This window comes from Cryobacterium sp. Hz9 (assembly GCF_004402825.1).
In the GTDB taxonomy this organism is placed as follows: Bacteria; Actinomycetota; Actinomycetes; order Actinomycetales; family Microbacteriaceae; genus Cryobacterium; species Cryobacterium gelidum.
In genome coordinates this window covers 1-26101 of record NZ_SOFC01000001.1, presented here as the reverse complement: position 1 = coordinate 26101, position 26101 = coordinate 1, and the positions used below count along the sequence as shown (strand labels likewise).

General features: G+C 60.4%; 27 protein-coding genes and 1 pseudogene. 12 read left to right on the top strand and 16 right to left on the bottom strand.

Translation table 11 applies throughout. The annotated features are described in order from the left end of the window. Nucleotides 1-287: 287 nt before the first annotated feature. The 3 genes from E3N85_RS00140 to E3N85_RS00130 are packed head-to-tail and all read left to right on the top strand — an operon-like array spanning nucleotide 288 to nucleotide 2868. Nucleotides 288-881: a Chromate resistance protein ChrB gene (locus tag E3N85_RS00140; RefSeq protein WP_370288907.1), complete on the top strand. Its 594-nt coding sequence runs from the start codon at nucleotides 288-290 to the stop codon at nucleotides 879-881. Beyond that, entirely contained in the window at nucleotides 878-1657 is a 780-nt protein-coding gene (locus E3N85_RS00135) for a phosphatase PAP2 family protein (protein WP_241978223.1), read from the top strand. Before E3N85_RS00140 ends, E3N85_RS00135 begins: the two co-directional genes overlap by 4 nt. Continuing rightward, complete coding sequence (locus tag E3N85_RS00130) at nucleotides 1657-2868, top strand: MFS transporter (RefSeq protein ID WP_134458192.1); 1212 nt, start codon at nucleotides 1657-1659, stop codon at nucleotides 2866-2868. Before E3N85_RS00135 ends, E3N85_RS00130 begins: the two co-directional genes overlap by 1 nt. 319 nt (nucleotides 2869-3187) lie before the next feature. Here E3N85_RS00130 and E3N85_RS00125 read toward each other — a convergent pair whose 3' ends face one another. The 5 genes from E3N85_RS00125 to E3N85_RS00105 form a co-directional block, all read right to left on the bottom strand. Further along, nucleotides 3188-3544, bottom strand: a complete 357-nt coding sequence (locus E3N85_RS00125; protein WP_134458190.1) for a VOC family protein — start codon at nucleotides 3542-3544, stop codon at nucleotides 3188-3190. A 409-nt stretch (nucleotides 3545-3953) separates the two neighbouring features. After that, nucleotides 3954-5366, bottom strand: coding sequence for an Ig-like domain-containing protein (locus E3N85_RS00120; protein WP_134458188.1), 1413 nt, complete (start codon nucleotides 5364-5366; stop codon nucleotides 3954-3956). Beyond that, nucleotides 5356-6069 (bottom strand): TIGR03943 family protein, encoded by a 714-nt coding sequence (locus E3N85_RS00115; RefSeq protein ID WP_370288905.1) that lies wholly within the window; start codon nucleotides 6067-6069, stop codon nucleotides 5356-5358. The genes E3N85_RS00120 and E3N85_RS00115 overlap by 11 nt, the downstream gene beginning before the upstream one ends. A gap of 28 nt (nucleotides 6070-6097) precedes the next feature. After that, entirely contained in the window at nucleotides 6098-6988 is an 891-nt protein-coding gene (locus E3N85_RS00110; RefSeq protein WP_241978221.1) for a permease, read from the bottom strand. 595 nt (nucleotides 6989-7583) lie between these two features. Next, nucleotides 7584-8168 (bottom strand): helix-turn-helix domain-containing protein, encoded by a 585-nt coding sequence (locus E3N85_RS00105; RefSeq protein ID WP_134458181.1) that lies wholly within the window; start codon nucleotides 8166-8168, stop codon nucleotides 7584-7586. Nucleotides 8169-8468: 300 nt separating this feature from the next. Between E3N85_RS00105 and E3N85_RS00100 the strand changes: the two genes are divergently transcribed. The 3 genes from E3N85_RS00100 (at nucleotide 8469) to E3N85_RS16135 (ending at nucleotide 11083) form a co-directional block, all read left to right on the top strand. Continuing rightward, on the top strand, nucleotides 8469-9917 hold the full coding sequence (locus tag E3N85_RS00100; protein WP_134458179.1) for a cytosine permease: 1449 nt from the start codon (nucleotides 8469-8471) through the stop codon (nucleotides 9915-9917). Between the two features lie 12 nt (nucleotides 9918-9929). Continuing rightward, nucleotides 9930-10784, top strand: coding sequence for a nitrilase family protein (locus tag E3N85_RS00095; RefSeq protein ID WP_134458177.1), 855 nt, complete (start codon nucleotides 9930-9932; stop codon nucleotides 10782-10784). A gap of 92 nt (nucleotides 10785-10876) precedes the next feature. Continuing rightward, a complete protein-coding gene (locus E3N85_RS16135) occupies nucleotides 10877-11083 on the top strand; it encodes a hypothetical protein (protein ID WP_166783810.1) in 207 nt (68 codons plus the stop codon). 209 nt (nucleotides 11084-11292) lie between these two features. On the opposite strand, the gene E3N85_RS00090 is transcribed toward E3N85_RS16135, so the two are convergent. Together E3N85_RS00090 and E3N85_RS00085 are read right to left on the bottom strand one after the other, a co-directional pair. After that, nucleotides 11293-11916 carry a maleylpyruvate isomerase family mycothiol-dependent enzyme gene (locus E3N85_RS00090; RefSeq protein WP_134458175.1) on the bottom strand — a complete coding sequence of 208 codons (624 nt, stop codon included), beginning with the start codon at nucleotides 11914-11916 and terminating at the stop codon, nucleotides 11293-11295. 96 nt (nucleotides 11917-12012) lie between these two features. Next, complete coding sequence (locus tag E3N85_RS00085) at nucleotides 12013-12411, bottom strand: IS30 family transposase (protein ID WP_198412018.1); 399 nt, start codon at nucleotides 12409-12411, stop codon at nucleotides 12013-12015. A 268-nt stretch (nucleotides 12412-12679) separates the two neighbouring features. Here E3N85_RS00085 and lepB point away from each other — a divergent pair, with 268 nt between their 5' ends. Beyond that, entirely contained in the window at nucleotides 12680-13099 is a 420-nt protein-coding gene (gene lepB / locus E3N85_RS00080) for a signal peptidase I (RefSeq protein WP_241978220.1), read from the top strand. Here lepB and E3N85_RS00075 read toward each other — a convergent pair. The 3 genes from E3N85_RS00075 to E3N85_RS00065 all read right to left on the bottom strand — a co-directional run bounded on the left by E3N85_RS00075 (nucleotide 13083) and on the right by E3N85_RS00065 (nucleotide 14867). Next, a complete protein-coding gene (locus tag E3N85_RS00075) occupies nucleotides 13083-13826 on the bottom strand; it encodes a hypothetical protein (RefSeq protein ID WP_134458171.1) in 744 nt (247 codons plus the stop codon). The two genes, lepB and E3N85_RS00075, sit on opposite strands and share 17 nt — an antisense overlap. 437 nt (nucleotides 13827-14263) lie before the next feature. Then, complete coding sequence (locus E3N85_RS00070) at nucleotides 14264-14605, bottom strand: HipA N-terminal domain-containing protein (RefSeq protein ID WP_134458169.1); 342 nt, start codon at nucleotides 14603-14605, stop codon at nucleotides 14264-14266. Further along, entirely contained in the window at nucleotides 14598-14867 is a 270-nt protein-coding gene (locus E3N85_RS00065) for a helix-turn-helix domain-containing protein (RefSeq protein ID WP_134458167.1), read from the bottom strand. Before E3N85_RS00065 ends, E3N85_RS00070 begins: the two co-directional genes overlap by 8 nt. 305 nt (nucleotides 14868-15172) lie before the next feature. Here E3N85_RS00065 and yidC point away from each other — a divergent pair, with 305 nt between their 5' ends. The 3 genes from yidC (at nucleotide 15173) to E3N85_RS00050 (ending at nucleotide 19829) form a co-directional block, all read left to right on the top strand. Continuing rightward, nucleotides 15173-16003 (top strand): membrane protein insertase YidC, encoded by an 831-nt coding sequence (gene yidC, locus E3N85_RS00060; protein ID WP_134458165.1) that lies wholly within the window; start codon nucleotides 15173-15175, stop codon nucleotides 16001-16003. Between the two features lie 412 nt (nucleotides 16004-16415). After that, a complete protein-coding gene (locus E3N85_RS00055; protein ID WP_241978219.1) occupies nucleotides 16416-18230 on the top strand; it encodes an amino acid transporter in 1815 nt (604 codons plus the stop codon). A gap of 690 nt (nucleotides 18231-18920) precedes the next feature. Further along, nucleotides 18921-19829: a glycerophosphodiester phosphodiesterase family protein gene (locus E3N85_RS00050; protein WP_166783809.1), complete on the top strand. Its 909-nt coding sequence runs from the start codon at nucleotides 18921-18923 to the stop codon at nucleotides 19827-19829. A 183-nt stretch (nucleotides 19830-20012) separates the two neighbouring features. Here the strand turns inward: E3N85_RS00050 and E3N85_RS00045 are convergent. The 3 genes and pseudogenes from E3N85_RS00045 to E3N85_RS00035 form a co-directional block, all read right to left on the bottom strand. Next, nucleotides 20013-20281 (bottom strand): annotated as a pseudogene (locus tag E3N85_RS00045) (recombinase family protein); the annotation flags it as partial. After that, the gene (locus tag E3N85_RS16595; protein WP_241978231.1) at nucleotides 20241-20474 is read right to left on the bottom strand and encodes a DDE-type integrase/transposase/recombinase; all 234 of its coding nucleotides are present in this window, start codon (nucleotides 20472-20474) and stop codon (nucleotides 20241-20243) included. The pseudogene E3N85_RS00045 and the gene E3N85_RS16595, both read right to left, overlap by 41 nt. Nucleotides 20475-20863: 389 nt before the next feature. Beyond that, entirely contained in the window at nucleotides 20864-21064 is a 201-nt protein-coding gene (locus E3N85_RS00035; RefSeq protein ID WP_134458157.1) for a hypothetical protein, read from the bottom strand. 360 nt (nucleotides 21065-21424) lie between these two features. Here E3N85_RS00035 and E3N85_RS00030 point away from each other — a divergent pair, with 360 nt between their 5' ends. Further along, on the top strand, nucleotides 21425-22693 hold the full coding sequence (locus E3N85_RS00030) for a PxKF domain-containing protein (RefSeq protein WP_134458155.1): 1269 nt from the start codon (nucleotides 21425-21427) through the stop codon (nucleotides 22691-22693). A gap of 366 nt (nucleotides 22694-23059) precedes the next feature. Next, nucleotides 23060-23662: a DoxX family protein gene (locus tag E3N85_RS00025; protein WP_134458153.1), complete on the top strand. Its 603-nt coding sequence runs from the start codon at nucleotides 23060-23062 to the stop codon at nucleotides 23660-23662. A gap of 553 nt (nucleotides 23663-24215) precedes the next feature. Here E3N85_RS00025 and E3N85_RS00015 read toward each other — a convergent pair. From E3N85_RS00015 to E3N85_RS00005, 3 genes are all read right to left on the bottom strand, one after another. After that, on the bottom strand, nucleotides 24216-24398 hold the full coding sequence (locus tag E3N85_RS00015; RefSeq protein ID WP_134458151.1) for a hypothetical protein: 183 nt from the start codon (nucleotides 24396-24398) through the stop codon (nucleotides 24216-24218). A gap of 326 nt (nucleotides 24399-24724) precedes the next feature. Further along, nucleotides 24725-25516: an MBL fold metallo-hydrolase gene (locus E3N85_RS00010; RefSeq protein WP_198412017.1), complete on the bottom strand. Its 792-nt coding sequence runs from the start codon at nucleotides 25514-25516 to the stop codon at nucleotides 24725-24727. Between the two features lie 114 nt (nucleotides 25517-25630). Beyond that, nucleotides 25631-25996: an arginase family protein gene (locus tag E3N85_RS00005; protein WP_134458147.1), complete on the bottom strand. Its 366-nt coding sequence runs from the start codon at nucleotides 25994-25996 to the stop codon at nucleotides 25631-25633. Between the last annotated feature and the right edge of the window lie 105 nt (nucleotides 25997-26101).

Here is a 26101-nt window from a genome sequence, read left to right as displayed (position 1 = left end):
TGATCCACCAGACCGTGCTCCTCAAAGTACCGCAGAATATGTCGTGGCTAGCAGGCACACTGCTCCGCCCTTTTGGGCGCTCATGCAGCTGCGGTGTCATTGGTCATGCGACGACGCTTTGCCCGGTGGATACCGTATTCACGCCCAATGAGGTACACGATGCAAATGTCGAACGCGGTCAATGAGGTCAAGCCCCAGGAGAAAGATGTTTAATCGAGCAGGGTCGACGCTGCTCTTGGTATATTCACGAACCGCCACTTTATGTAACCGTTATTACAATATGTGTTGTGACGAAAAATATTAGTTGGGTGTTGATACTGCTTCAGTTGCCGTCCGAGCCTTCCCGGCACCGGGTCGCCGTGTGGCGAGAACTACGAAAAGCCGGCGCAGTGCCCGTGTCGCCGGGCACCTGGGCGCTCCCGGCCGGACCATCCTTTCAACCCGCACTGGATCGGGCGGGTGAGTTGACCCGGAACGGGGCCGGCACGTTCGCTGTGATCGACGCTTCTCCGCGTGACGACGCCTCCACCAGCTTGATTCGTGATGCCTTCGCCGCCGCCCGGGTCGACGAGTGGACTGAATTCGTGGCCGATTGCGGGAAGTTTGAAGCCGAGATCGCACGCGAGTTCGCCAAAGCAAAATTCACCTTCGGAGAGCTTGAAGAAGAAGAACAGAGCCTTGACCGGCTGAGGCGCTGGTTCCGCGACTTGAAGAAGCGCGACGTCCTTGCACTGCCCGAGGCCTTGGCCGCCGAAGAGCACCTTCGAACCTGCGAGAGCGTGCTCGACGGGTACGCCGAACAGGTGTATCAAGTCATGCGCGGGAGCACCCCGGCAATCGACACGCCCCCTGAATCTGCGAAAACCGGATCTGTCCGATGAGCGCATTAACGCCTTCCTCCGATCCCCGCGGTCGCCTGGCCCGCCTGCCGCAGCTGCGACGATGGATCAGCGTGCCATTACTCTTGGTGCTGGTCACCCTGATCCTGGGTTTCGCGGTCAAACTGAATCCCCGCCTGTCCGGAGCAGAATTCCGCATCGATGAGCTACTGAGCCGGGATCACATCGCTGTCGGAAACGCGATCGCCTTGACGATCGACGCACTGTTGTCCCCGCCGGGGATCATCATCATCCTGCTCGTGCTGTTCGTCTTCCTCTTGGTCGTGCGTCGCTCGCCGGTGAACGCGTTCGCCGTCACGTCAGTGGCCACGGTCGGGTGGCTCTCCAGCGAGGTATTCAAACTGCTCGTGGCGCAGCCCCGGCCGGATGAACACCTTCTGCACAACCCCCTCATCCCTTCGGACGGTTCCGGCAGCTTCCCAAGTGGCCACACCACGTTCGCCGTCGCGATCGCCATCGCGATCTGCTTCCTCGCCCGTGGTACTCGCTGGGCTGCCCCGGCCGCGATCGTCGGACTCGGCTTCGCGCTCCTCGTCGCAGGCTCTCGCCTGTATCTGGGCGTGCACTATCCCAGCGATGTTCTCGGATCCTTCCTCGTCGCACCCGCCGCGATCTGCCTCTACACCGGATTGTGGAACCGATACGGAATGCGCGTACTGAACTGGATACCGTTCCTGGATCGCATCGGTCCAATCCCGTCACGGCTTCAGCTGCATGACCGTCCTGCAAGAAGGACAGCTGCGCCGGAAGGGCTCTGATGCCCCGCGGCACCCCCGCCGCTCTCGGTCCATCGCCAGCGCGCAAAGTCGTTGCTCCCCTATACTTAGCGGGATTCACGACCGCGTTCGGCGCGCACGGAATCGCCGCCGCTCTCGGTGTCGAAACCGGCGACATCGGACTAAGCATCCTCACCTTCGGGATTCTGCTGGCCGTCTACGATCTGGCCGAAGTAGTCCTCAAGCCCGTATTTGGTTCCCTTAGCGACCGGATCGGTTCCAAACCCGTGATTGTCGGCGGTCTGATTGCTTTCGCCGCCGCGTCGTTCTTCGGAATCTTCGCGGGCACTCCGATTCTGCTGGGCGTGGCTCGCCTCGGTCAAGGAGCGGCAGCAGCGGCATTCTCGCCGGCATCATCGGCCGCCGTTGCCCGACTAGCCGGACCTGGTGCCGCGGGACGATACTTCGGCAAGTACGGCTCATGGAAAGGCCTCGGCTATGCCCTCGGCCCCCTGATTGGTGCCGCATTGGTCGGGCTGGATGGCCTCCGCGCACTGTTCATCGCGCTGACGATCCTCGGCGCCGCGACCGCAATATGGGTTATCGTCGCTGTCCCACGCCTCCCCGTCCTTCCCCGCCTTCGATACACGCTCCGGGATCTGGCCAAGCAGACCGTCGACCGGTCCTTCCTCATCCCGACACTCGTACTCGCGGCCAGCACCGGCGCTCTGGGGGTCGCGGTCGGATTCCTCCCCCTGCTGGGAACCACGCTCCACCTCGGGCTGTTCGGCAGTATGGGCGCGGTGACCGTGCTCGCGATCGCCTCCACGCTCACGCAGCCTTTCGTGGGCCGGCTCCGCGACGACGGCCGCATCAGCACACGAGCAGGTACCACGGTCGGCCTCCTGCTGATCGCTACTGGAATCGGTGCACTCGCTGTTATCCCCACGCCGGCCACCCTCTACCTCGCCGCACTGACCATCGGCACGGGGATTGGTCTGGCCACCCCGCTGGCATTCGCACACCTAGCCGCCACCACACCAGCCGAGCGGATGGGACGCACGATGGGCAACGCCGAGCTCGGTCGCGAAGTCGGCGACGCCGGCGGCCCCCTCCTCGTTGGCGCAATAGCCAGCACCCTGACCCTGGGTGCTGGGCTCGGTGTACTCGCTATCCTCACGGTCGGAGTTGCCTCACTCGGCGGCATCGCGCTGCGCACCAACGCCACCCAAGAAAGGGGTCTACCCGTATAAGTCGATTGGCTGAGCCAATCACACGGGCGGACTGCTACGCCAGATCCTGAGAAATACTCTCACGCAGAGCCAATGCGATCGCGCTGAATTAACCCATGATCTCAGCGGGTCCAGGCGCGGCTGCACCTTCCTAGTCGAGGCGCCGGAGGGAGATTTCGACGGCCCGCATGATTTATCGGCGGGATCCCCTGCTCCGGAAGACTGACCAGCGACGTGCACGAGTGCGGGACAGTACTCGTCAGGTGTGCCCGCACGCCTGCTTCCTGCCCATGGATAATCGACCGCGGCGGGGTGCGAGTCGCCGGTGGCCTGCGAGCCTTCAGTCGGCACGATCAACGACGCAGAACCGATTGCCCTCGGGATCCGCGAGGATCACGTAGTCAGCATCTGCTGGCCGCTTGTCACTAAGAATCTCGATCGCGCCGAGCGCCAGTAGTCGCGCAACCTCTGCTGGCTGGTTGTCGGTGTACAGATCGAGATGGATGCGAGGCGGAATCTGCGCCACGGAAGTGTGCAGGTCAAGCGAAATATTGGGGCCGCTCCCCACCCGCGGTCGCAGCACGGCGAAATCGCCGCTCGGCTCATCCCGCGGGACGTAGTCGAGCGCCACAGTCCAAAACGCGAGTTGGCGACGCAGGTCGTCTACGCGCATAACAATCGAGCCCACCCGGATCATGTGATGAACCTACCCCACTGTCGAAACAAGACAATGGATGATTTCCGCAAGCCGGGCGCTCGCCGGGACATTGAGACGGCGGATGGACATCAGCCCATGGGTCGCGTTGCCAGGATGGCTCGTGCTACCCGATTCGAGCCACGCGACCGGACACTACGGTACGACCCGAAAGGTCTGCGAGGTCCCGTCCGGCAGCGGTATGGGTGCCGAGCTGCAATGGAGTCGTTCGGCGATCGCTGAACAGACGTGCAACCCAGTTCTGATCCATCGGCACCAGGGCCCAATCTACGCATTGGTCGAGGACAGCATCCAAGCCATCCTCGGCAACCTGCCATTGCGTGAGCCACACATCAGTATCGTGCGGATCCCCAATCGGTCTCGGCTTGTTTTGTGTGCGTAGCGAGCCGGGTTATTTGCACCAGTGCGGTAGGAATCCGTTGATGCTGCGGTTGCTGACACCGGTGCTCAGATCTACGAAGGTGGTCATCATCGCGGAAGAGCCAGGCAGAGTCGGGTATTGATCGCTTACGCCGTCGCGAGGGAAGGTCTCCACAGCCACATATTGACCGTTCGGGGATACGCAGAAATCCCTGATTTCGGTGTCCTTTGAAGCTGGCACGTAGACGAAAGAACTGCCTCCATGGTCAGAGAGAGCCAGGAGCGGGCGGGATGTTCCGTCAGTGTCCCACGCGTAATACAGGCGGACGTATTTGCCGTCTTGGTTGAGGACCTCAAGCTTTGCGGGGATGGCGTCACCGAGCTCATCATCGGCGGGTAAATCCAAAGGCGTCACGGTACTGTCGCTGAGATCTATTGACGCGCCTTGGGTCGGATCAGCAACCACCAGAGAGTTTGTTCCCGGGATCAGGCCCCTCATCTCGACATGCTGCCCGAGGGGAACTATGTCGCCCTCAACAGTAACGTCGATCAGATACAGGACCCCTTCCAGACCCTGCGCCACCAGCGATGTGGTGTCGGGAACGAAAACGTAATCCGTTACCGGTAGGGGCTGCTGGTCTACCCCGACAACTGCTTGTGGCACTGCTGTCTGCTCGTTGACGTCGTATGTGTAGAGAGTGCCAGCCGGATACTCGTCCCCACCAACTGGCACACCCGTTAGCGTGAAACCAATCAGGTTCGTCGTGCGTGATGTTTGAAGATCTTTCAAAACCGTGTTAGAGGGCAGCACAATTTCAAGCTCGGTCTCCTCTGTGAGAGAAAACAATGTCAGGTGATTGACATTTTCCTGATCCAACGTCACCACGGCGAGATGCCCCGGAAGCACCGCGAATTCTTGTATTCGTTCCGCCGTGAATAAGGCTCGCCCCGCACCAGTACCAAGTAGTGTGTCGCGCCTTATTTCGTCCGGTCGCTTCGTGCCATCACCGGTGGTTCCTGAGTCTCGATGCAGAGTGTAAAGGTCCACATCGTCGGTGGTGAAGTCATACTCAATGGATGACTGAGCACCTTGGAATAATCCGATTACCGGGTCGATGTTGACCCGGTACTCGGTGTTGTAGTTGAGGGCGTCTTCGAAGGTGATGGTTACGACTGTGCCGTCTACGGCGACCGATACCGGGACCTTGGGGGTCACCGTGATCTGATCCCGGTTGATGCTGGATATCGGCTGGTCGGTGTTGAGCAGCAATCGTTGCCCCGGGTGAGCGATGACACTTCCGAGGTTGATGGCCGCCGATTCTAATCTGGGTCCTCGCGTGGTGTTGAGCAGTGCCAGTGTGCCCGCCAGCAGGGCGAGGACGATGACGGTCGTGAGCAACATCCGCGTGAAGTCCCGGCCGGATCGGGTGGAATCAGTAGACATAAGGCTGTTGGGGTTGGTCGACGGCGGCTAGGACTTCAGGAATGATGACTATTCCCTCAGTGCTGGCGACGCTTGGATTCGCGGCCAAGCCGCCAGAAACGCCCACCCAGCTGTCAAGGGAAAATTCGTCCTGCCACCCCGGCCGGTACACCGGTACTCCCACGGGCTGGGCATCGACCACGCAGTGGCTCACGACGAACCGTGCCACGTAGAACACGTTCTGCGGATCATCCGTGTCGGGCGTCACGAATCCGGTGAGCTGGGCTTTCTTTCCGGCGTAGAATTCGGCCCCGGCGCCTTGCCGCAGCAGTGAGGCCCAGTCTTTCACCGAAAACTTCGACGCGTCCCCCCCTGTCAACTCAGCCGAAGCTTCCTCGGTCAGAGCTGCGGCGGACCCATTTAAGTCGCGCTGCTCCAATGTGGTTGTCGTCAGGGTTGTGGGTGGCAGAACCAACAGTGCTACCACGGAGGCCGCGATCACTACGACGCTTGCGCCTCCCCAAAAACGCTTGCGCCCGGTTTCGGCTTCGTGATCGTGATCGGGTTCCTCATCTGGAGACAGCGCGAATGACACGATAACGACCACGGCGGCCACGACCGCCATGATGATCGAAAAAGCAAAATACCGGGGATGGATGTAGAGGCCCAATTGACCAGTGACGCCCAGCCACACCGTCGCGACAATTCCGATCAAGCTCAACACGGCTCCTCGCCATCGAGCGACCAGACGGCTAAGCGACATAATTCACCGCCAGCCCCAGCACGGCCGAACAGAGTGCTACAACGCTAGTAATTTGAATTAACGTTCGCGCCGTGAACGTGGTTCGCATCAGAACGAGCATTTTGATGTCAATCATCGGGCCGAAGACCAGGAAAGCCACAATCGCGCCGGGAAGGAACGTCGCTCCAAACGACAACACGAAGAACGCGTCCACGTTAGAACAGATCGATACGACGAAGGCCAACACCATGAGCGCCAGGACGGACCACACCGGATTGGTGCCCAGAGTAACCAACACCTCACGGGGTATCCCCACCTGGATCACTCCGGCAATGGCGCAACCGATGAACAACGCCGGCATCATCGCGCTGGTTTCTTTCGTGAAAAGACGAACACTGCGCTGCAGTTTGCCGGCAGCCGCGTGATGTTCCCCCTCGCTGGCGCAGGCCGCCTGGAACTGCGACGTGAGCAGGGTGTCCTGCCGGGGGTGACGGCTGTATATCCAGCCGATGAGGTTTGCAATCAAAAACCCGCCAGCGATACGACTGACGAGGATGCCGTTATCCCAGCCGAACGCTTGATACGTCGTGATGATTGTGATCGGGTTGAGAATTGGTGCGGCAAGAAGGAACGTCATCGCCTCGGCGACCGACAGGCCCTTCATAATCAGGCCGCGTGTGAGCGGTACGTTTCCGCATTCGCACACAGGTATGAGAACGCCGATCAGCGAAACCGCAAACCGCCGCAATACTCCCCGACGGGGCAGGTGGCGCAGTAGAAAGCCTTCCGGAAGCCAAACCTGCACGACGACAGACAGAAAAATGCCCAAGAACACAAACGGTAGTGACTCGATAAGTACGCTGACCGCGAGTGTGACGAAGTCCTTCGCGGAGTCCGACATCCCTGCTGCCAAAGACTGGGGTGCCGACATGCGAAGTACAGCAAGAAGAGCTACTACGGCGAGCCCCAGGAGCAAGCCCTTCAGCCTGCGACGTCGATCCCCGAATCTTTCACTACCCCGTTGAACAGCTGTGCTTGGACCCGCCGGACCCCGATCGGTCAACAGCACGGACTCTTCTGGATGATTACCGATAGTTCTACTCATTTCATCCGCAAAGCGCCTGTCCTGAATCGACCGACGTTAGTCAGGATTCTGACCCCATACTCAATTAGGTGCAGAGTCAGCCTCTCACAAAGTATCGTGCCAACCGATCGCGGGAGACCACGTAGCGAAATGACGTTCTTTCGGCAATGCGACTTGGGCGCATTGAGCTAAGTGCCGCGCTGCTTTGGAGCAGGTATCCGTGTCTTGTATGCCATGTTATTTGACGCCCATTGGTCATGAGACGCCGCCAATTGATTGCACCGGGTCGATGTGTTCGTCCAAAAAGGGTGACTGTCCCTGGGCGTTTTGCGAACGATCGATACCGAATGCCACAAGACACAAGACACAAGACCTTAGCGTGGGACATTCGACCGATTCAAAGTGCACCCCACTAGACCGTCCCGCTCCAGGCTGCGGGCACGAGCGTCCACAGAATTTCGGCAATTGAGGGGCCCGTGTTGCGCCAGCTGTGCAGCTCGTGCCCTGAAAAAGTCAGGGTGTCGCCAGCCGATAGGCTCACAGTCTTGTCGGAGAAGCGCACATCCACTTTCCCGTTTATAACGTGCACCACCTCGACGTCGCAGTTGATTGTGTAGAGCTCGTCGCCACCGTCCGCCCCCGGCTGCAGGGTAGAGCGCAGCACCTGCACGTGCGATTGCCCGCGCGGAGTGATCATGCGCTCAACGGCACCGCGACCGCCCATGTTGATCAGCGGTGCGTCCGCCAACGTCACCACCTCCGTCTCAGCCCCTTCAAAAAGCGAACCGATCGGCAAAGATAGCACCTGGCATATTGTGACCAGCGTGGCGACGCTGGGCGAGGTCTCGTCCCGTTCCACCCGGCTGATGAACCCTTTGGTGAGGTTCGTGGCAGACGCGAGCTGTTCGATGGTGAGCCTCTGGGCCTGCCGGCTCGCCCGGAGACGCGCACCGACGCGAACGCGATCTTCGGACGGAGTCGGGTGCACAGGTCTCATGTCACTCCTTGCGATTCACGCCAGTGGGACTTATATCTTGACAGGCAGCAGGTATGCCTTCAGAATCGGATCCAATAAAAGTTCTCTAATAGACACATATTGTTGCATATTGGTACTACATATACCGCGTCACGAAAGCAAGGAAGTGACCATGGTCGAGAATGAGCAACCTGTCGGGCCGGACGACGCGAGTCTGGCGCCCCGGTTCGCCGGTATCGCCTGCGTCCCACGTGGCGTACGAAATCATCTCTGCCATGAGCCCCACCAAATAAGTCAACCCGCTCAACTAAGAGGACAAAGATGTCTAGCGCAACCACAACAGTTACGACTCGCGATAGCGTGATCGAGCAACGCTCCATCGACTACGTGCCCCGCTCCGAGCGGCACGGGAAGGTGTGGCACCAGGGACCGTTCTGGTTCACTGGCAACTTTGTTCTGCCCACTATGGTGACGGGGTTCATCGGGCCGGTGATGGGTTTGAGCACCGGTTGGAGCATCCTGGCCGTTGTACTGGGCGCCACATTCGGAACCTTCTTCATGGCCTTCCACGCAAACCAAGGGCCACGAATGGGCCTCCCACAGATGATCCAATCCCGCGCTCAGTTCGGTAGCCGTGGCGCGATCGTTCCTTTTACTGCGACGGTCTTCGTCTACATCGGCTTCATGGTGTTTGACACGATTCTCGCGACGGAGGGTCTTCAGCTCATCCTGCCGGGTGAAAAGATCGTCTGGTATCCGATTCTGATCGCGGTATCAATCGTCATCGCCGTTGTCGGGCACGACCTGTTGCACTTCGTGCAGCGGTGGCTGACCTACCTGTTGGTGATCGTGTTTGCCATCCTCACCGTCCTCGCTATCGTGCATTTCAGCGGTGTCGGTGATACGGCAGCTTCCGCCAGCACGGCGGGTTGGGACGGCACAGCATTCCTCGTACAGTTCTCCCTGGCCGCCGGCTACAACATTAGTTATGCCGTGTACGTCTCGGACTACACTCGTTATCTGCCCGAGGAAGTGTCGGCGCCCAAGCTGATCTCCTGGGTGTACGTGGGGGCTGCCGGGTCGGCAATCTGGCTGATGTCGCTTGGCGCACTGCTCGCCAGCAATATTCCCAACGCGGATGCGATTGGCGCGATCAAGCAGATCGGTGATCTGCTGTTCCCGGGTTTCGGCACCTTTGCCGTGCTGGTCTCGACGGTTGCGCTGCTGTCGATCATGGGGGTCAACGCTTACGGTGCGATGCTCACCGGGGCGAGCGCCGTTGACGGCTTCCGGCAGGTTCGCCCTACCGTGAAACTGCGCATTATCGGCTTGGTCATCGTCGGGCTGGCAACGCTGGCGATCGCCTTGCTGATCCCGGACGACTATTTGGGCAGCTTTAGCGACTTCGTGATCATGATGCTGTACTTCCTGGTGCCGTGGACTGCGGTCAACCTGGTGGACTTCTATCTCGTGCGACACGGCGAATACGCGATCACCGAGATTTTTAAGCCGAAGGGCATATACGGGCGCTGGGCATGGCGCGGAGTCACCGCCTACCTGATCGGTTTCGCCGCAATGATTCCGTTCTTCTCCACCACCTTTTACGTCGGGCCAGTCGCCCAGACGCTCGGGGGCGCAGACATATCATTTGTGGTCGGATTAGTCGTTTCCGGTGTTCTCTACCTGCTCTTTTCGCGCAGCATCGACCGCACGGCAGAAGCGGAAGCACGCAGGGAAAGCGAACTGGAACTCAAAGAACCTGTCGAGTAAAGGCATTTGATTATGAGTGAAACAAAAATCGTGGTCGCCTGCTGCCAGCTCTCGCTGGCGGTGGGCGACGCCGACGGTAACCGCGCCAAGGTCCGGTCGGCAATCTCCGACGCGGCGCGCGCCGGCGCGCGCGTGGTGGTACTCCCTGAGCTCGCGAACACCGGATATATGTTCGCAGACATCGATGAGTTGCGCGCGGCAGCCGAACCATTAAACGGCCCGACCATCACGGAGTGGGCGAATCTGGCAGCCCAATACGGGCTCATCATTGTGGGAGGATTCGCGGAATCAGGCGACGGCGACCTGGTCTACAACTCGGCGGTACTGATCGACGAATCTGGTGTGCGCACGCGATACCGTAAGGCACACCTCTGGAATCGGGAGAAGGACAACCTGTTCACCCCCGGCTCCGACCTGCCTCCGGTGGTGGACACGGCGGTGGGCCGCATCGGCGTCATGATCTGTTACGACCTCGAGTTCCCGGAGTGGATTCGCATGGTCGCCCTCGACGGCGCAGAGTTACTCTGCGCTCCGGTCAACTGGCCGCTGTACCCGGCTCCCGACGGGGAGCGGCCCACCGAAATCGTGAAAATTCAGGCTGGGGCAACGGTCAACCGCATGTTTATCGCGGCTGCAGCCCGAGTAGGCCAGGAGCGCGGCCAGGCCTGGCTCGGCGGCAGCGTGATCGTGGACGCGGATGGTTTCCCGCTCACCGAGATACAGCTGGACACAGAGACCATAGTGCTGGCAACAATCAACCTGGCGGACGCCCGCGATAAGGCGATCAGCGAACGGAACAACGTCCAGACCGACCGACGCCCCGAGCTGTACTCCCGGATTGGAAAACCTCTCGAGGTCTCTCCATAGCTCGCCCGCGACGACGGTAGCGATCGTGCAGCATCCGCTGGCTGTTCTCGACCTGGTGGAATCTCTGCGACGGGCATCGCAGTATGTAGCCGATGCCGCCGCCCGCGGTGCGCAACGCATCATATTTCCTGAAACCTTCGTTTAACGTCACCGCGACGAGCGATCCGCTCGTGTGGCAGGTCGAGGAGCGGTTCGAGCACGCAGCCGCCTTTGAAACTCATCAGGAACGTGTCGCCAGCAGCGAGTGGGGTCAAACTACCTCAGGCATCGAACGCCGTTACTCCGTGACCGGACTCTAGCCCTTCACCCGTGTCAGCAACTTATCCTGCACCGGGAACCCGACTTGTCCCGGTCAGCGTTCCCCTTTGCGGAGCAGACGCGCGAGCATTCCGCGATAGTCCTAGTGGCCGAAGCAGGGAGCCAAGGAAATGAAAAACTCGGGACTGCCGAGACGAAGGATCGACTCTAAAATCGACCATCTGACTTGACTTGTTGATAGTACTCATCGTCAATTAGTTCCCGTCAGCGACAGAGCGCCTGGCCCCATGAGTTCTCCCGTGTGGACTGGCCGACCAGATGCTGCGAGCAGCAACGCAAGTGCGGTGCCGTGTACCTCTTTGCCGACACCTTCGTCGAAGACCGTATCTGTTGCGATGAGGCGTAGCCCCTCAAGGCGTTCCTTGCCTCCACCGAGTTTGACGCTGGTCTTCGCTTGGTATCGAAGTGCAGTAGCCACCTCGGCGACCGGATACTCATGGTCGATGCCGAGAGGGCGTCGGATGTCCTCTCCGTGCACGAATACCTCAACCAACCGAGTGACTAAGGGTGCAGGTGCACTCGTTGTGCGGCTGCGGACACCCTGGAAGTTTGCCAGTGTCTGGGTTGGATCGGTGGACCGCTCCCGTGCAATCCCCGCGGCGTTGATTCGATCGAAGTCGAAGCCAGCGGCAATCATCCTGCTGACAAACCCGATACGAGTGGTCTTGGCGTCATAGACGAGGTGAGCCAGAACGGCATGGATATCCCACCCGGGGCACAAGGATGGCATTGTCCACTGCTGTGTGTTCAATGCCGTCAGATCTTGAATCAGTGCGTCACGTTCCTTGTGTACTACTGCCCACATCTCATTCATAGAGCTTCCTCGGTCGGTTCTACGAGTCTCGTAGTTATTCAAACGACCCTGCCGGGTCGGCCTCAGTGGGACGGTGCTCGCAACCCAATGGCGGATTCAACCGGTCGTCGCAGCGATGGGCTTTTCTGGCTCTGACAATAGTCGTTGCACGGCTTGAGCGGGTGTGCCGTCGCCCAGTGTTTTACGGGGTCGATTGTTGAGTTCGAAAGCGACTTCCCGTAGCCGCTCGGGCGAAAAAACGGATAAGTCGGTGCCTGTGGGGAAATACTGGCGTAGCAGCCCGTTGGTGTTCTCATTAGTGCCCCATTGCCACGGCGTATGCGGACCACAGAAGTAGATAGCCATTGTGGTGGCCATCGTGATCTGCCGGTGCTGGGCCAGCTCGGTTCCCTGATCCCACGCCAGAGTCATAGCCAAGTGCTCAGGGAGGGTCTTGACGGCGGCCGACAGCCCATCGCTGCAGTCCGTGTCGAGCCTTGAGTGATCAACACCCAAAACCGCGCCTGTTTCTCCACCAGCTCATACTTCGACCACACGTACAACACCTCACAAAAAAATCGAGTGGTGCGACGACCAGTTGAATCCGCCTTCCGCATACGGTGACGGGGAAAAAACTAACCGCGATGTGTTCGAGGGTCCGCGCGGATTACGCGGTCGATATCAGCGTCAATGGCTGCCCTAGGATCAGGGAATGATTCCACCCGACAACGCCACACATTCTGCGCGGCAGCCGGGTCGTGTGGGATCTCCTGCATTCAAGTTCGTGCGAGATCTCGTTGTCATCGTTGTTGTGGCGATCCTGATCTCAGTCCTTCTAAAGACGTTTGTCGTTCGTTCGTTCTACATCCCCTCTTCTTCGATGGAGAGCACGCTCCAAGTCAATGATCGAATCATCGTAAATGAGCTCGTTCCCAATCTGATGCCGATTGAACACGGTGACGTCGTCGTCTTCACCGACCCGGGAAACTGGTTACCACCGCAGCAACCCGCCCCGCTGAATCTTCTGGCCGCAGTGGATGCCGCGCTGACCGCCGGGGGACTGAGTACAGGCGACAGTAACAACCACCTCATCAAAAGAGTCATCGGCATTCCCGGGGACACCGTGGTCTGCTGCACGACGGCCGGGCAGCTCAGCATCAACGATGCGATTGGTCCGCCGTCAGAATCTAGACTGCGCGCGTGACATCGGCCGTGTGCGGCGCGCGCCGTATCCGATGAGAGACCACTGCGGCGATGAGCAGCATGACTGCAGCCGCCGCCGTCGAGGAAGCGACGATCGTTTCGGTGAAAGGGGTCATGTCATGGGATTGGTAGCCGACGATCTCGGGCGCGATCGTGAAGTTGGCGAGCATAAGTCCCGGCAGGGTAGACCCGAGCAGCATCACGCACGCGACGGATGCCGGCCACGACTTGCGCACAAAGCGCACCCCGAGGACGATCAGGCCGACGAAACCGACCGCACTCAACAGCAGCTGCACGGGCAGGTACTGCAGCGGGGTTGGCATGCCAATCACACCGGAGACGAGTGCATGAGCTCCGGTGAGGGCGAAGGACGTGGCAGTAACGCTAGCGAGCATGCGGGTGGCACGGTCGCCGTGAGGCCCGGCGCCACGAGCCAGCGCCAGAATTCCGAGTGCAAGGAGAAGGAGACCGACGCCGAAGACTTGCGCGGTGGTACCGAGATTTTCCCACGGGTCTGCGGGGTAGTAGTAGTCGAAGAGGTGATCTTCGATGGTGCCGTCGGTGCGCGCACCGGCGAAGGACACCCATCGCTCCAGCGACGCAACGATGTGCAGCACTGCCGAGGCGAGAAAAAGCCCGGCAGTGAGAAGTAACCAGCCGAAGGCTGGCACTCGGGAAGCGAAATGGTCAGGCGTCGTGCGAACATCAGGACCTGCAATGGCTGCCATGGGGTCAGCTTACCGAGACCCTACCTGTCGAGACGAGTAACACCAGATGAACGTCATCGCCAAACCTGGCCAGACCTGGCCGCCCAACCGAGTTCCCATCTGCCTGCACGATGTGTGCTTCATGGTGCCATCGGCGTTTTACTCGCCTATTTGCCCAAAAGATGCATGGTGCTTCCGGCCCCTACGCCTCGTCATCGCTGACCTGATACGCAACGTCGTTACGGCTACGCCTAATGCGACCGCGATTGCCCGCGGAAAGTGTGCAGCAGCACCCAGTGACGTCAGGGCGTTCACGAGCAGATCATGCTTGCGATGTTCTATGCAATGACACCCCAATGCGTTAGCTGCACCGACCAAACAAACGACGCTCACGCCAGCGGATCACGTCCTCGGCTGGCCTGTGGAGTTATCCGACAGCGAGGAGGTACATTTCACGGCTAATCCAGCTGTCCCGGGCTGGCGTGCGCGGCTCCCCCGGCGACGTCTCGGCCGAATTGGGCCAACAGCGCAATGGTGACGTCAGCGGAGACCCTGGACTCGGCGGCGAGATTGTCGAGCGCGGTGCCCTCGGGCAAGAGTTCGGCGAAGAAATTGCGTCGACGCGCTGCCCGGCTGCGGGTACTGATGCGGTCGAACGGCACCGATGCGGAGAGGGTCATGTTGCCGAGCCCAAAAGTCTCGGTGGCATGCCTTGCCGTGACGAAATCAAAAGTGCGACGGTCCGGGCCGACCAGATGCCCGACCAGCTCGCCGGAGAGTTTCACGCGCAAGTCACCCACGGGGCTCGTCCAAACTGTCGTCGCGGGGCTCGTCGACGACGTCATCGACCTCCATGTACATTCGGATACCGGTCTCCCGCATGATCGCGAAGATGCGCTCGAGCACGATGGTGTTCTTGCCCGATTCCAAACCCCAGATGTACTTCTGATCTGTCTCCAGTCTCTCGGCGAGGTCGCGCTGCGTCAGACCGCGCACGAGGCGGCCCTGCTGCAGTATTCGGCCACGACCCTCGCGGCCCTTCACTACTCCTCGTGCTGCCATGACGTTCTCCTAGCGACGGTCATATTGCCTTCAGTCAAATTGATGGTGCTATCGCCGTCAAAGCGGGCGATGGTCATGTGCCCGTCAACATATCGGCCGAGGTGGTCTAACCCGATCCCTGGCCGGGCTCTCGCCATGGCGCTTAACGAGAGTCCTGATCGACGCTGAACAGAATGACGCCCAATCCGCATTGACTGGGGCACACGACTGCGATGGAGAGCTTTTCGGTGTGCCGATCATCGCCCAATCTTTGTGCGTCCCGTTACATTGGGTGGCAGCAGTGATTGAAGGGACCGGATTCCAGGATGGATGTCATCGGCACGATCCTCTGGCCCGTGAAATGGATCGTGGAGCTGCTACTGGTCGGTTGGCACTGGTTACTCTCATATTTCGGTCTCGAACCGGCCGCCGGCATCACGTGGGTACTGTCGATCATCGGCCTCGTACTTGTGGTGCGCGCCGCTCTCATTCCTCTCGTCGCGCGGCAGATTAGGGGCCAGCGCAAGATGCTGCAGATTGCGCCGGAGTTGAAAGCGATCCAAGACCGGTACAAGGGCAAGAATGACCAACTCTCCCGCGAGGCCATGTCTCGCGAGACCATGGCCCTTTATGCAGCTGCCGGAACGAACCCGCTGACTTCCTGTCTTCCGCTCATGCTTCAAGCGCCCGTCTTCCTCGCACTATTCTCAGTCCTCAACGACGCCCAGCAGGGAAAGGTCGGCATCGGCCTGCTCAATGAGACCCTCGCCGTGCAGTTCGGCAGGGCACAGCTCTTCGGCGCCGCCGCTCTGCACGACTCCTTCGCCTCACAATGGTCATTGATGACGGCTGTCCGGCCATTCGAGCCATCCGTCTTGTGGATCGCCGCGACGATGGTCGCGCTCATGACGGCGTCACAACTCATCACACAACAGCAGATTACCTCGAAGAACCTGTCGCCGGAGAATAGGGCGTCTCCACCGTTTCGCCAGCAGCGGATCTTGACGTATCTGCTGCCCGTTATCTTTGTCCTCTCCGGAGTGGCCTTTCCCCTCGGTGTCTTGTTCTATTTCCTCACCTCTAACCTCTGGTCCTTGGTCCAGCATGTCATCGTCATACGGAGCATGCCACCGGCTGGCGCAGGACCGCCCACGTAGTCGCCTTTCAGCCGCGCTGCCAGGTGACGGAGGAACGAGCCAAGCTCGCTCGACGTCCCCTACCAGCGCCTACGCCAGCTAGAGGAAGGACAACGCGCTGACACGGACCCGAAAACCGGCTTCAGCGCATGGCTCGACGACAGACCCCGACAACCGAATCCAGTCCCAAAAATCGATTGACAACAATCGAAGCATCCACCCAGGGTGACGTGATTAAATGCGCCGATCGCTGGTGACCTGCGGTCGGAACTTACTGTGATTTGCGAGGGCGTAAGGTGTGGTCGTGAATATACCGCGGGCTTCGGCCGGGAGTCTCAAAGCCTGGCTCCTACAAGAAAGTGGAGACCGGCAGGGCGTTCGGGTGGGCCCGCACGCGGCCACGGCTGACAAGACTCATTCATGGTGGCGTGTCATGTGCCTGACCGGTGTCGACTATTTCTCCACGTTGGGTTATCAGCCGGCGATCGCGGCTCTAGCCGCGGGTCTACTCTCGCCCATCGCCACCATCGTGCTGGTCGCCCTCACCCTGTTCGGCGCGTTGCCGGTGTATCGGCGGGTGGCTGCTGAAAGCTTCCGCGGATCCGGCTCCATCCATATGCTGGAGAAACTGCTGCCGTGGTGGTCCGGCAAGATTTTCGTACTGGTTCTGCTCGGATTCGCTGCGACGGACTTCATGATCACCATCACCCTGTCGGCGGCCGACGCCACGGCCCACGCAATTGAGAATCCGTTTACACCGCCCTGGCTGCACGGCCAGGAGGTACCCGTCACATTGCTCGTGATCGCGCTGTTGGGGATTGTCTTCCTCCGCGGTTTCAAGGACGCCATCGGCATCGCCGTCGTCCTCGTCGTGGTGTATCTGCTGCTCAACGCGGTCGTTATCCTGGTCGCAATCGCGCATGTGGCCACGAATAATGTCCTGATTACGGATTGGTGGGCGGCGCTGACCGTGCAGCATGGAAATCCGCTCGTCATGGTGGGAATCGCGCTGCTGGTGTTTCCCAAACTGGCCCTGGGCCTGTCCGGATTCGAGACCGGGGTGGCTGTGATGCCGCAGATCAAAGGCAGCCCGACCGACACTGACGATGATCCGGCGGGCCGCATCCGCGGCACGAAGCGGCTCCTCACCACGGCGGCACTCATCATGAGCGGTTTCCTGATCACGTCCAGCATCGTCACCACACTTCTGATCCCGCAGGCTGACTTTCAGCCCGGCGGGCCGGCCAATGGTCGCGCTCTGGCGTACCTCGCCCACGAATTCCTCGGGCCACTTTTTGGATCCGTATACGACGTCAGCACCATCTGTATCCTCTGGTTCGCGGGGGCGTCGGCCATGGCCGGCCTGCTCAACCTCGTGCCTCGATATCTTCCGCGGTATGGAATGGCCCCGCAATGGGCCCGTGCCACACGTCCTCTCGTGCTGGTGTTCGTCGGGATCGGTTTCGTGATCACGATTGCCTTTCAGGCCAGCGTCGACGCTCAGGGTGGCGCGTACGCAACGGGCGTTCTCGTGCTGATGACGTCCGCCTCGGTCGCCGTCACCCTCTCGGCCCGGAGTAAAAGGCAGCGCTGGCCGACCATCGGTTTCGGTGCCATCGCGGCAATCATGGCATACACGACCGTCGCGAACGTCGTCGAACGCCCTGACGGGGTACGTATCGCAGCGCTCTTCATCCTCGGCATCATGGTGACCTCCCTCGTCTCGCGCGTACGTCGGTCCTTCGAGCTCCGAGCTACGTCCATCGTTCTAGATCCGTCTGCTCTCGATTTCGTGACCAGTGACGCCGAGGACTACGACGTCATCCGTCTCATCTCCCATGAACCTGACGAAGACACCGAAGTCGAGTACCGCAACAAGAGCCGCGATGAACACCGATTCGGCAACATCCCGGGCAACTCACCCATCATCTTCCTGGAGGTGTTGCCCTCCGACTCGTCGGACTTCGAAGAAGACCTCCTCGTACGCGGCGTGGTGAAACACGGGTACCGGGTCCTCCAAGTGACCAGCGGTAACGTGCCCAACACGATCGCAGCTGTACTGCTGGAGATCCGCGACCAGACCGGGACCATCCCGGAGATCTACTTCGAATGGACCCAGGACAACCCCATTTCCAACATGTTCAAATTCCTCATCACCGGCCATGGCGAGATCGCCCCGGTAACCCGCGAGGTCCTGCGCAAATCGGAACCCAAGGCAAAACGCCGCCCCCATGTGCACGTCAGCTGACCAAGCCAATGCAAACCCAACACCAAACGCCAACGCGCCACCTGCGGCCGCTCGGCGGAACGCAGCTGCAGCTCCTCCTGGCTGAACGCGACCAGCCCGCTGATCTATTTCTACGAACAAGATGTATCTAGAACAAACGCCCGCTCAATAATGAATCCCGATATCAATTCCAGCGGCTAACACCCTATGACACTGCCAAACCACTGGTCCTTCAACGGCCGCTAAACGGCCCAAGCACGGTACAAAAATCTGACCTCAACACTCGATAGGCCCACTGAAAGCACCTAAATCAGCAGGTAATTTAAACGGCACGCGACGGCCCCACATCGCACCCTTCAGAAACGGTCCAATGTCCACCATCTTCGATCGGGTCGACGTCCGCCTGGTTGGGGCGATCACACCTACCGCTACCTACAAGCGCTACTCGCCAAGCCAGACACGTTTGGTCTTATTTGATGCGCGCGGGTCTAATCGGACTCACAGTTTTTCTTGGTTGGCATGCGGCGCGGACGAAGCAACGGGTTTCCATTCTCGACGGAGAAGACGGCCGCCCATCCACATGAAACCTCGCTGCGTTCGGCTGCATTTCTGCCTCTTCACTCAGCGCCGTTGCCCCTCTTCTCCAGAACGCAGGTCACTGACGTGGAAGCAATAACGCCCCCACCCGTTTCCCCAACGCCTAACGGGGAGATGCGTGGAAAAACTGAACTTTCCCGTCGGGACCTCATCCGCAGAGTTGTCGGTATTGCGCTCATCACGGCGGTCGGTATGCCGACAATGTCGTCTTCTCTTGCCGGACCGTCCGGCAAGCTGGGAACGCCGTTGCTGGCTGCTCGGCCTTTTTACGTGGCTCACCGCGGTGGGTCGGCCGACTGGCCCGAAATGTCCCTGTACGCCTACGCGCAGTCCGTCGCCCGAAACGTCGACGCACTCGAAATCTCGCTGGCTCGAACATCCGACGGTGTGTGGTTCGGTCTTCATGACAAGACCCTCGACCGCACGTCGGGCACGCGGGGTTTCACCGCCTCCGCCCATACCTGGGCGGAGGCGCAACGATACAAGATCTCCGGGGCAAACACGCCTGACCCTACCCAGGCGGCCCAACCCTACATCTCGTTCGATCAACTCGTGAAAGCGTATGGAACAACGCACTCGATCTTCGTTGACCCGAAATGGGTGCCATCGAAGTTCTATCCAGAGCTCCTGAATATTATGGATGCGTCGGTCACCAATTCAACGCAGACCTTCATCGCCAAGGCTCACTGTACAAGCGTCGCGTGGGCGACCGCCGCACACAATCGCGGGTACCAGACCTGGGGGTATTACTACGGCACCAACGTTGATTCACACCTCACCCCCCTGGCTACGACACAAGGGTACTGGGACCTTCTCGGGATGGACTACGGCGGCTCAATTTCGGCGTGGACCGACGCCGCCTCGTACGGAAAACCGATCATCGGCCACGTCATCCCGAACAAAACCGCTGCCGCAACGGCGGTCTCCAAGGGTGCGGCTGGGCTCATACTTTCCGGAGTCGCCGAAGTCCTGGCCGAGAAAAAGTCGACTGAAGAAAGAGCTACCAACCACTATGGAGGTTGATCAATTGGGATAATTGGTCGAAGATACGGCAACTGTTTCAATGGGCCAGTACTCAAACGGGAACATGGGCCGACTGGCGTTCCTGAGTAGCATGGTCGTCTGATTTCACGCAAGCGACCTGCGGAATCTACAAAGAAGAAGCAGCTGCCTGCCATGTTTCGTACTCGTCTGCAGTCTGAATACTCAGGCGGTGTCGCCGGCTCGTTGGATTGCCCGGTAAACCGTGGACCTCCCAGCACTGAAAAGTTCAGCGATTTGCGCGGTCGTGTGTTCGCCACGCGGGTAAACGCCGACTAGGTGCTTCTCCCGCGCCTGAGACAGTTTGGGCTGCTTGCCCCGCAACCGACCGGCCGATTCGGCAACCTGCACATCCCCTCGCGAGTACGTGCGCGGATCAGGTCGGCCTCGAATTCAGCGACCATCGCGAGCACATTGAAGAGGAGCCTTCCGACGCTGGCTTGAGCAGCGAATGTTTTGCTTCTCGATCGTGTCGAACAGGAGCCGCTCAGCCAGCTCGGCGGACTCCCTGGTCGCGACCATCCAGCCGACTATGTGCCGCGAGTAAATGTCGATAATCGTATACAAGTGAAAGTACGACCATTTGGCCGGACCTTTCAACTTCGAGATGTCCCACGACCACGTCATATTGGGTCCCGTCGCGATCAGTTCGGGCTTGACCCTCGCCGGGTGCTCGGCCCGGGAACGACGGTCACCGGTCTCGCCGTGGGCGCGAAGCAGACGATACATCGTCGCTACCGAGCAGAGGTAGGTGCCCTCGTCGAGGAGGATCGCCTGGATCTCCGCCGGCGCCTTGTCCACGAACCGGGTCGACCGCAGCACGTCCAGAACAGCAGCGCACTCCAGCTCCGTCAGCGCCCGCAGCTGCTTCACAGCCTGTGGCCGGGGCCGCGGCGATGACGGCGGCCGTGGCGACCGCGGGTGTTGGCGGTAGTGCGTCGCCCTCGACCTGCCCACCGCCAAGCACGCATCCCGCGTGCCCACGAGAGGGACGAGTTCGGTGATGGTGGCGTCGATCATTTCTCGGTGTTCTGCTCGCTGCTGTTGGTCGAGAGTTGATCCAACAGAGCCGAGAGTTTTCCCTGGATCGCGATCACCTGCTGTGCGATATCCAACTCGCCCGACAGCCGGAGATTCTCTTTCCGCAGCCGAGCCGCGTCCTTCTCCGACGTACTGGCCTGAGGCGCTCCCGCGGGCCGCGCCAAAGCAGCCAGCACCCCCTTGTCTCGCTGGTCACGCCACGAGCTGACTAAAGAGGTATAGAGCTTTTCCCGGCGGAGCAGCGCGCCGCGGCCCTGCCGATCGAGGCTGTCGTACTCGGTCAGAATGTCGCGTTTGTACTTGGCGGTGTAGGTTCGCCGCCGTGCACGCTCGGGAACCTGGGATCGGGAACATCTTCCATCACTACAGCCTGCCCGGTCGAGCTGGATTCTGTCATTACAGCATTCGTCAAGGGAACTCCTTCCCCGCCTTCTACGACACTATTCGAGACGATCCCGGTGCCTTATCCAAGGTTGACAGAGAGGGCAAAGGCGGCCGTCATTTTGACTGACGCGACTTACCACGATCCGGGCCGGGTGGACGCGAGCACGTTGGCCTCTGTAGCCAAGCGAGCCCTGGAAATTGACCCGGTGAACGTGTACCCGATTGTGTCCTCGGGCGCTGCTTCTTTCTACACGGAATCGGCCGAGGCAACGACCGGTCAGGTCATCGTCAACGATGGGGATACCAGCGCCGCCTTGATGTCCGCACTGACTAAGTTGCAGACCCGGTCTGTGGTCCTGCTTCCACATCCGGACTACTACGCCCAACCTGGTCAAGAGATCACCTTCAATGCGTCGGCCTCCTACTCTCCCGGGTCGACGTTGGTGAAGTACGACTGGGATTACAACGGCGACGGCACGTTCGATGAGGCAACGACGAACCCTATCGCCAAGCACACCTACTCGGAAGTAGCGGAAGGTCTTATGCAGGTCCGTGTGACCGATGCGAACGGTGCGGCCTCGAACGCGTCCGCGTTCGTCCATATCGGCACCGGCCCGGATGCGGGACGGCCAGCTGCACCAACAAATGTGACGGCTGTGCCCGCTTCGAGCGCAGACGGGGTCAGCACTGTGCAGGTCTCCTGGGAGTCCTCCGACCCCGCGGTCTATCGATGGGGCCTGACTGTGGATGGCATTCCCGCCGGAATGGTCGAGGGGGCGTCAGACACGGTTTCAATTACGGATGTTCACCGCGAGACGGACGTGGAGATCGGCGTCGTTGGTTTTACGAAGGACGGGTTGATCGGCATGGCAAGCACCGTAATCCTGCCAACTGAAGGTCGGTACGCATTTACCGGGTTCACGCAGCCCGTCGACCCCCTTCCGACGGTGAACGCCGTAGCTGCGGGCCGGGCGGTTCCGATCAAGTTCGGGCTCGGGGCCGACTTCGGGCTGGGAATACTCTCGGCAGGCTCACCGTCCTCCGTCCGCGCGGGATGCGACACCACCGCGGTGCTGGACGAAGTGGAGTCGAGCGTTACGGCCGGCTCCAGCAGCCTCACCTACAGTGTGGGAAACGGAATTTATACCTATGTGTGGAAGACCGATAAAACCTGGGCAGGGACCTGCAGGATGTTCCAATTGACGCTCGATAATGGGTCACTGCACGAAGCGAAGTTTAACTTCGGCACGCAAGTCCACAGAGAAAGCCCTGGATCCGAGCGGGTTCAGGGTTTTCTGGTGCCAGCTCACGAAATGGGATACGAAGAAGCAAACCTCGCAATAACGCACAACCGGTGGAGGCGCCTCGTGCCACTCGTCGCTGTCGCTGTTACCGATTTCAACGTCTGTGCCCGCGCGTGACGACCACTGATTTAGCTGCGGGCTCAGCCTGGCGATGATCTGATCGCACTGCCTGTTCTCCGCGAGGTTCAACGCCGTGGGGACTGGGCAAACGAGCAGTGCCCTAAGAGACGATGATGGCGATCGGGGCAGAACTTCTCAGCGGCGTGACCGCGATGATAGGGCCGTGACGACAAAGAGGTCGCTCAAGAAGAACGCCGACATGACTATGACCAGTCCGTCAAGGAGCGGCGCGGCGCGGACACAACCTAGGGACGGTTCACTCCGCCTCTTCTGTCGGTGCGCAGAGGCAGCTAGCCTAGAAAGAAAGCGTTCTTCGCACCGGCGCCGGGCCCGGCGCCGCCGATGCACGTTGGAGGACAGATCATGTTGCACACATCCGCCACGTCCACAACGATTGCGCAAACGATTTTCCGAGTAGCGCTCGGGTCGGTGCTCGTCGCGCACGGTTCCCAGAAGCTTTTCGGTTGGTTCGGCGGCGGCGGCATTGCGGGGACAACCACGGCCATGAACGCGATGGGGTTCCGCCCCGCGAAGCAGAGTGCCGTGATGGCGGGAATCGGTGAAGCGGGCGCGGGCGCCGCCCTCGCCCTCGGGCTGGCGACGCCGGCTGCCGGCGCAGGGGCGGCGATCACGATGGGCGTCGCCGCGAGTGTAAACACCCCGAATGGTTTCTTTGCAAGCGAGGGTGGTCTCGAATACCCGGCCTTGCTGGGCGTCGCTGCCGCGGCATTCGCGATGTCCGGTGCCGGACCGATCTCGCTCGATGGAGTGACCGAGCGCCGTCTTGATCAGCCCTGGATGCGCGCTGTCGCGTTGATCGTCATTCCCATGGTGATCGGTATGCAAATCTATCGTCGCCGAAAAACGCTGGCAACGGTTGACGCCGCAAGTGACACCGAAAGCGGCCCCCAGACCGTGGCGAGCACCCCGGCGACCGAGTCCAGCAACCCGGGCACCAGACTGTAGTACGACCATGTTCCGCGCTTGCCCCGGACGGCACTTGGTGGGCCCGCGTCTGGAGCTCTTCAGGCGAGGTCATGTACGAGGCGCCGACCAATTGGAACGGGGAAAGAGGGTTCTACAACAACAACTTGATTTCGTGGTCGCGCACATCCCGCCCAGGTATGCCTACAAGGGCTCAGCGAGCTGGGAGGAGCTCGACGACGGTTCCTGCAGCACCGTCGTCCTGCATCGACTACTCCCGGGCTGCAGCTGAGGATGCTCCTCCCGCAAGACGGGGGACTTGTAAAAATATCCGACGCGAGTGCGATCTCTCGCCAGAGATGGCCCTGTCGTCGCTGCAGAATTGCCCGGTTCACAGCTAAGCCGTTGATCTCGCATGTGAGGTGTCTCTCCACGGGAGAAAACCTTTATTTTGGTGCGTACACGGCAACTGATACAAACCGACCCTTGTATTTCCGGGTTACGCGGAATCTCAAACTGGCGTCTTGCGAACGACCGTTACCTAACACCGCACACCCTCAGCGTCGGATATTCGACGGATTCATAAACTGCCCCTTCATGCTCGGCAGGCGTGGACCGAGGTGGCTTGTTTCCTCGTGCGCAGCACGCCGATGATCGTGGGAATCACAAACGTCACGATCGCGAGCAGCGCGACGATTGCGTAGAGAACGCGCGAGGCTAGCAGCCATACATTTGGTAGATACGTGGCGATGCCCGCGAGCGTGATTTGAACGAGCACTGAAACAACGAACCAATTTTCGCGTCGTCGCCTCCTGGGGTCCCGAGATGACGGCGTCAGAACATTCCGCGATTAGGGTGCCTGCAGTGAGTGACCCAGGTGCGCACATTTCGAATAAACGTCGTCAGTGTTTTTGCACTCAACAATGCCCGTCTTATGATCGCCCGACCTGCAACTGACTCAGACACCACGATGAACGATCTGCGGACACCTCATCGAAGAACGCATCGGCGAACATTGCAACTCGCTCAATTCCTTCACCATCCGAGTGGACAATTTCGTTTCATCATCACGCAGACCCGAGCCGCGCGCACAGCGCGGCGGGGTCAGAATGGCCAGAGTCTTCGGATTCGGGCGCGCAAATCCTGTCGTGTCATTTCGGATTTGCACGGCCCGTTAAAGATTGCGAAGTCCTTGAAGCGATGCGCGCCGGGGCGGGCGGCCACTGTGCGGGTGGCAGCGGTCACCGCTCGTAGTTGGTCGACGGTCATCGGGAGTGGCGCTTCGTGGGGATGGTAGGCGACGCCGCGTGCATAGTCGCGGCCCTCGCGGTTCGACATTTCGATATGTGCTCCCATGATCCGACTCACTGGGTGGAGCTTTGAGAAGGCGAGGAGCCGGTCGACGCTGTTCTGGAAGGCGGCGATGTCGTGCACATAGAGCCGGCCGGGGTAGACCGTGTCGCCGGTGAAGAGTAGCTCGGTGGTGGGGTCCCAGATCGCGATCGACGAGGCTTCGTGACCGGGGATAGCGAGGATCGCTAGCCGCCTCCCGCCGAGTTCGAAGTATGCCTCTCCAGCGGGCCAGTCGATGAGACCGAAGAACTCGGCGACGTCGCTCGGCGTGTGCCCAACGAGGACAGTTCGTGGTCTGTCTGCGAATTGCCCATCGGCGGCGATGTGGTCGCCATGGGAGTGACTGTGCGCAACCACTAGTTCGTAGTCATCGTGCGGATGCTGGGCAAGCCACTCATTGAACAGCCGGTCGATCAGCTGTCGGAGGGGGAAGAATGCAGGGTCGGACGTCGCTCCTGTGTCGAGCAGTATCGCACGAGCCTCGCCGAACATTAAGTAGAGGAAGGGTGCTTCGTAGTTGATGGCCATGCTCTGCCTAAGCACGATGGTGTTCTCATCAATCCAGTGGATCTGGATGAGCGGGTCGTTAGAGCGCCGGAACGGCGGTGCCCCGTGGTTCCACGTGACGTCGAGATCTGTCGGATTCGCTGGCACGGGTCAGGCCGGCTGGCCTGTGGCGCGCGATGGCTCCTGTGGCAACCGCGACAGTAACGTGATCAGCTCGTGTCGGACGCCGAAAGGGTATGCCTTGACTTCGGGGCGATAGGACCGCCCCATCCTGCTGGCCTCGCACATGTGAGCGGGCCCGAACCTGGCGTCGGGGCGGAACGTAACGCCCGGGTCGAATGCCGCGCCGAGCACGGCGATGTCTGCCTTTTCGTTCTCGGCGAGGCGAAGCAGGAACGCGAACGCGGCCAGGCCGGAGCACCGAGGGACTGTCGACGTGCCGACGGGACCGATGATCTCGTCGCGGACCGCCCGGAGAATGGCAGGTAGTGAGTGCTGGCCGTCATTGCTAGTCATGTTGGGGTGTGAGTGTCGACGTGTTCTTGTGCCATGGTGCTTGCTTCGCGGACGAGAGCCGCGTCGCGGCCGACTTTCGCTGCCGTGATGGCCCCGTCGTAGAGC

Excerpts from the sequence above, each read along its gene's own strand:
- E3N85_RS00135 (WP_241978223.1), top strand. The coding sequence starts at position 878 with ATGAGCGCATTAACGCCTTCCTCCGATCCCCGCGGTCGCCTGGCCCGC.
- E3N85_RS00130 (WP_134458192.1), top strand. The coding sequence starts at position 1,657 with ATGCCCCGCGGCACCCCCGCCGCTCTCGGTCCATCGCCAGCGCGCAAA.
- E3N85_RS00125 (WP_134458190.1), bottom strand. The coding sequence starts at position 3,544 with ATGATCCGGGTGGGCTCGATTGTTATGCGCGTAGACGACCTGCGTCGC.
- E3N85_RS00120 (WP_134458188.1), bottom strand. The coding sequence starts at position 5,366 with ATGTCTACTGATTCCACCCGATCCGGCCGGGACTTCACGCGGATGTTG.
- E3N85_RS00110 (WP_241978221.1), bottom strand. The coding sequence starts at position 6,988 with ATGTCGGACTCCGCGAAGGACTTCGTCACACTCGCGGTCAGCGTACTT.
- E3N85_RS00105 (WP_134458181.1), bottom strand. The coding sequence starts at position 8,168 with ATGAGACCTGTGCACCCGACTCCGTCCGAAGATCGCGTTCGCGTCGGT.
- E3N85_RS00100 (WP_134458179.1), top strand. The coding sequence starts at position 8,469 with ATGTCTAGCGCAACCACAACAGTTACGACTCGCGATAGCGTGATCGAG.
- E3N85_RS00095 (WP_134458177.1), top strand. The coding sequence starts at position 9,930 with ATGAGTGAAACAAAAATCGTGGTCGCCTGCTGCCAGCTCTCGCTGGCG.
- E3N85_RS16135 (WP_166783810.1), top strand. The coding sequence starts at position 10,877 with ATGCCGCCGCCCGCGGTGCGCAACGCATCATATTTCCTGAAACCTTCG.
- E3N85_RS00090 (WP_134458175.1), bottom strand. The coding sequence starts at position 11,916 with ATGAATGAGATGTGGGCAGTAGTACACAAGGAACGTGACGCACTGATT.
- E3N85_RS00075 (WP_134458171.1), bottom strand. The coding sequence starts at position 13,826 with ATGGCAGCCATTGCAGGTCCTGATGTTCGCACGACGCCTGACCATTTC.
- E3N85_RS00065 (WP_134458167.1), bottom strand. The coding sequence starts at position 14,867 with ATGGCAGCACGAGGAGTAGTGAAGGGCCGCGAGGGTCGTGGCCGAATA.
- yidC (WP_134458165.1), top strand. The coding sequence starts at position 15,173 with ATGGATGTCATCGGCACGATCCTCTGGCCCGTGAAATGGATCGTGGAG.
- E3N85_RS00055 (WP_241978219.1), top strand. The coding sequence starts at position 16,416 with ATGTGCCTGACCGGTGTCGACTATTTCTCCACGTTGGGTTATCAGCCG.
- E3N85_RS00050 (WP_166783809.1), top strand. The coding sequence starts at position 18,921 with ATGCGTGGAAAAACTGAACTTTCCCGTCGGGACCTCATCCGCAGAGTT.
- E3N85_RS16595 (WP_241978231.1), bottom strand. The coding sequence starts at position 20,474 with ATGACGTGGTCGTGGGACATCTCGAAGTTGAAAGGTCCGGCCAAATGG.
- E3N85_RS00025 (WP_134458153.1), top strand. The coding sequence starts at position 23,060 with ATGTTGCACACATCCGCCACGTCCACAACGATTGCGCAAACGATTTTC.
- E3N85_RS00005 (WP_134458147.1), bottom strand. The coding sequence starts at position 25,996 with ATGACTAGCAATGACGGCCAGCACTCACTACCTGCCATTCTCCGGGCG.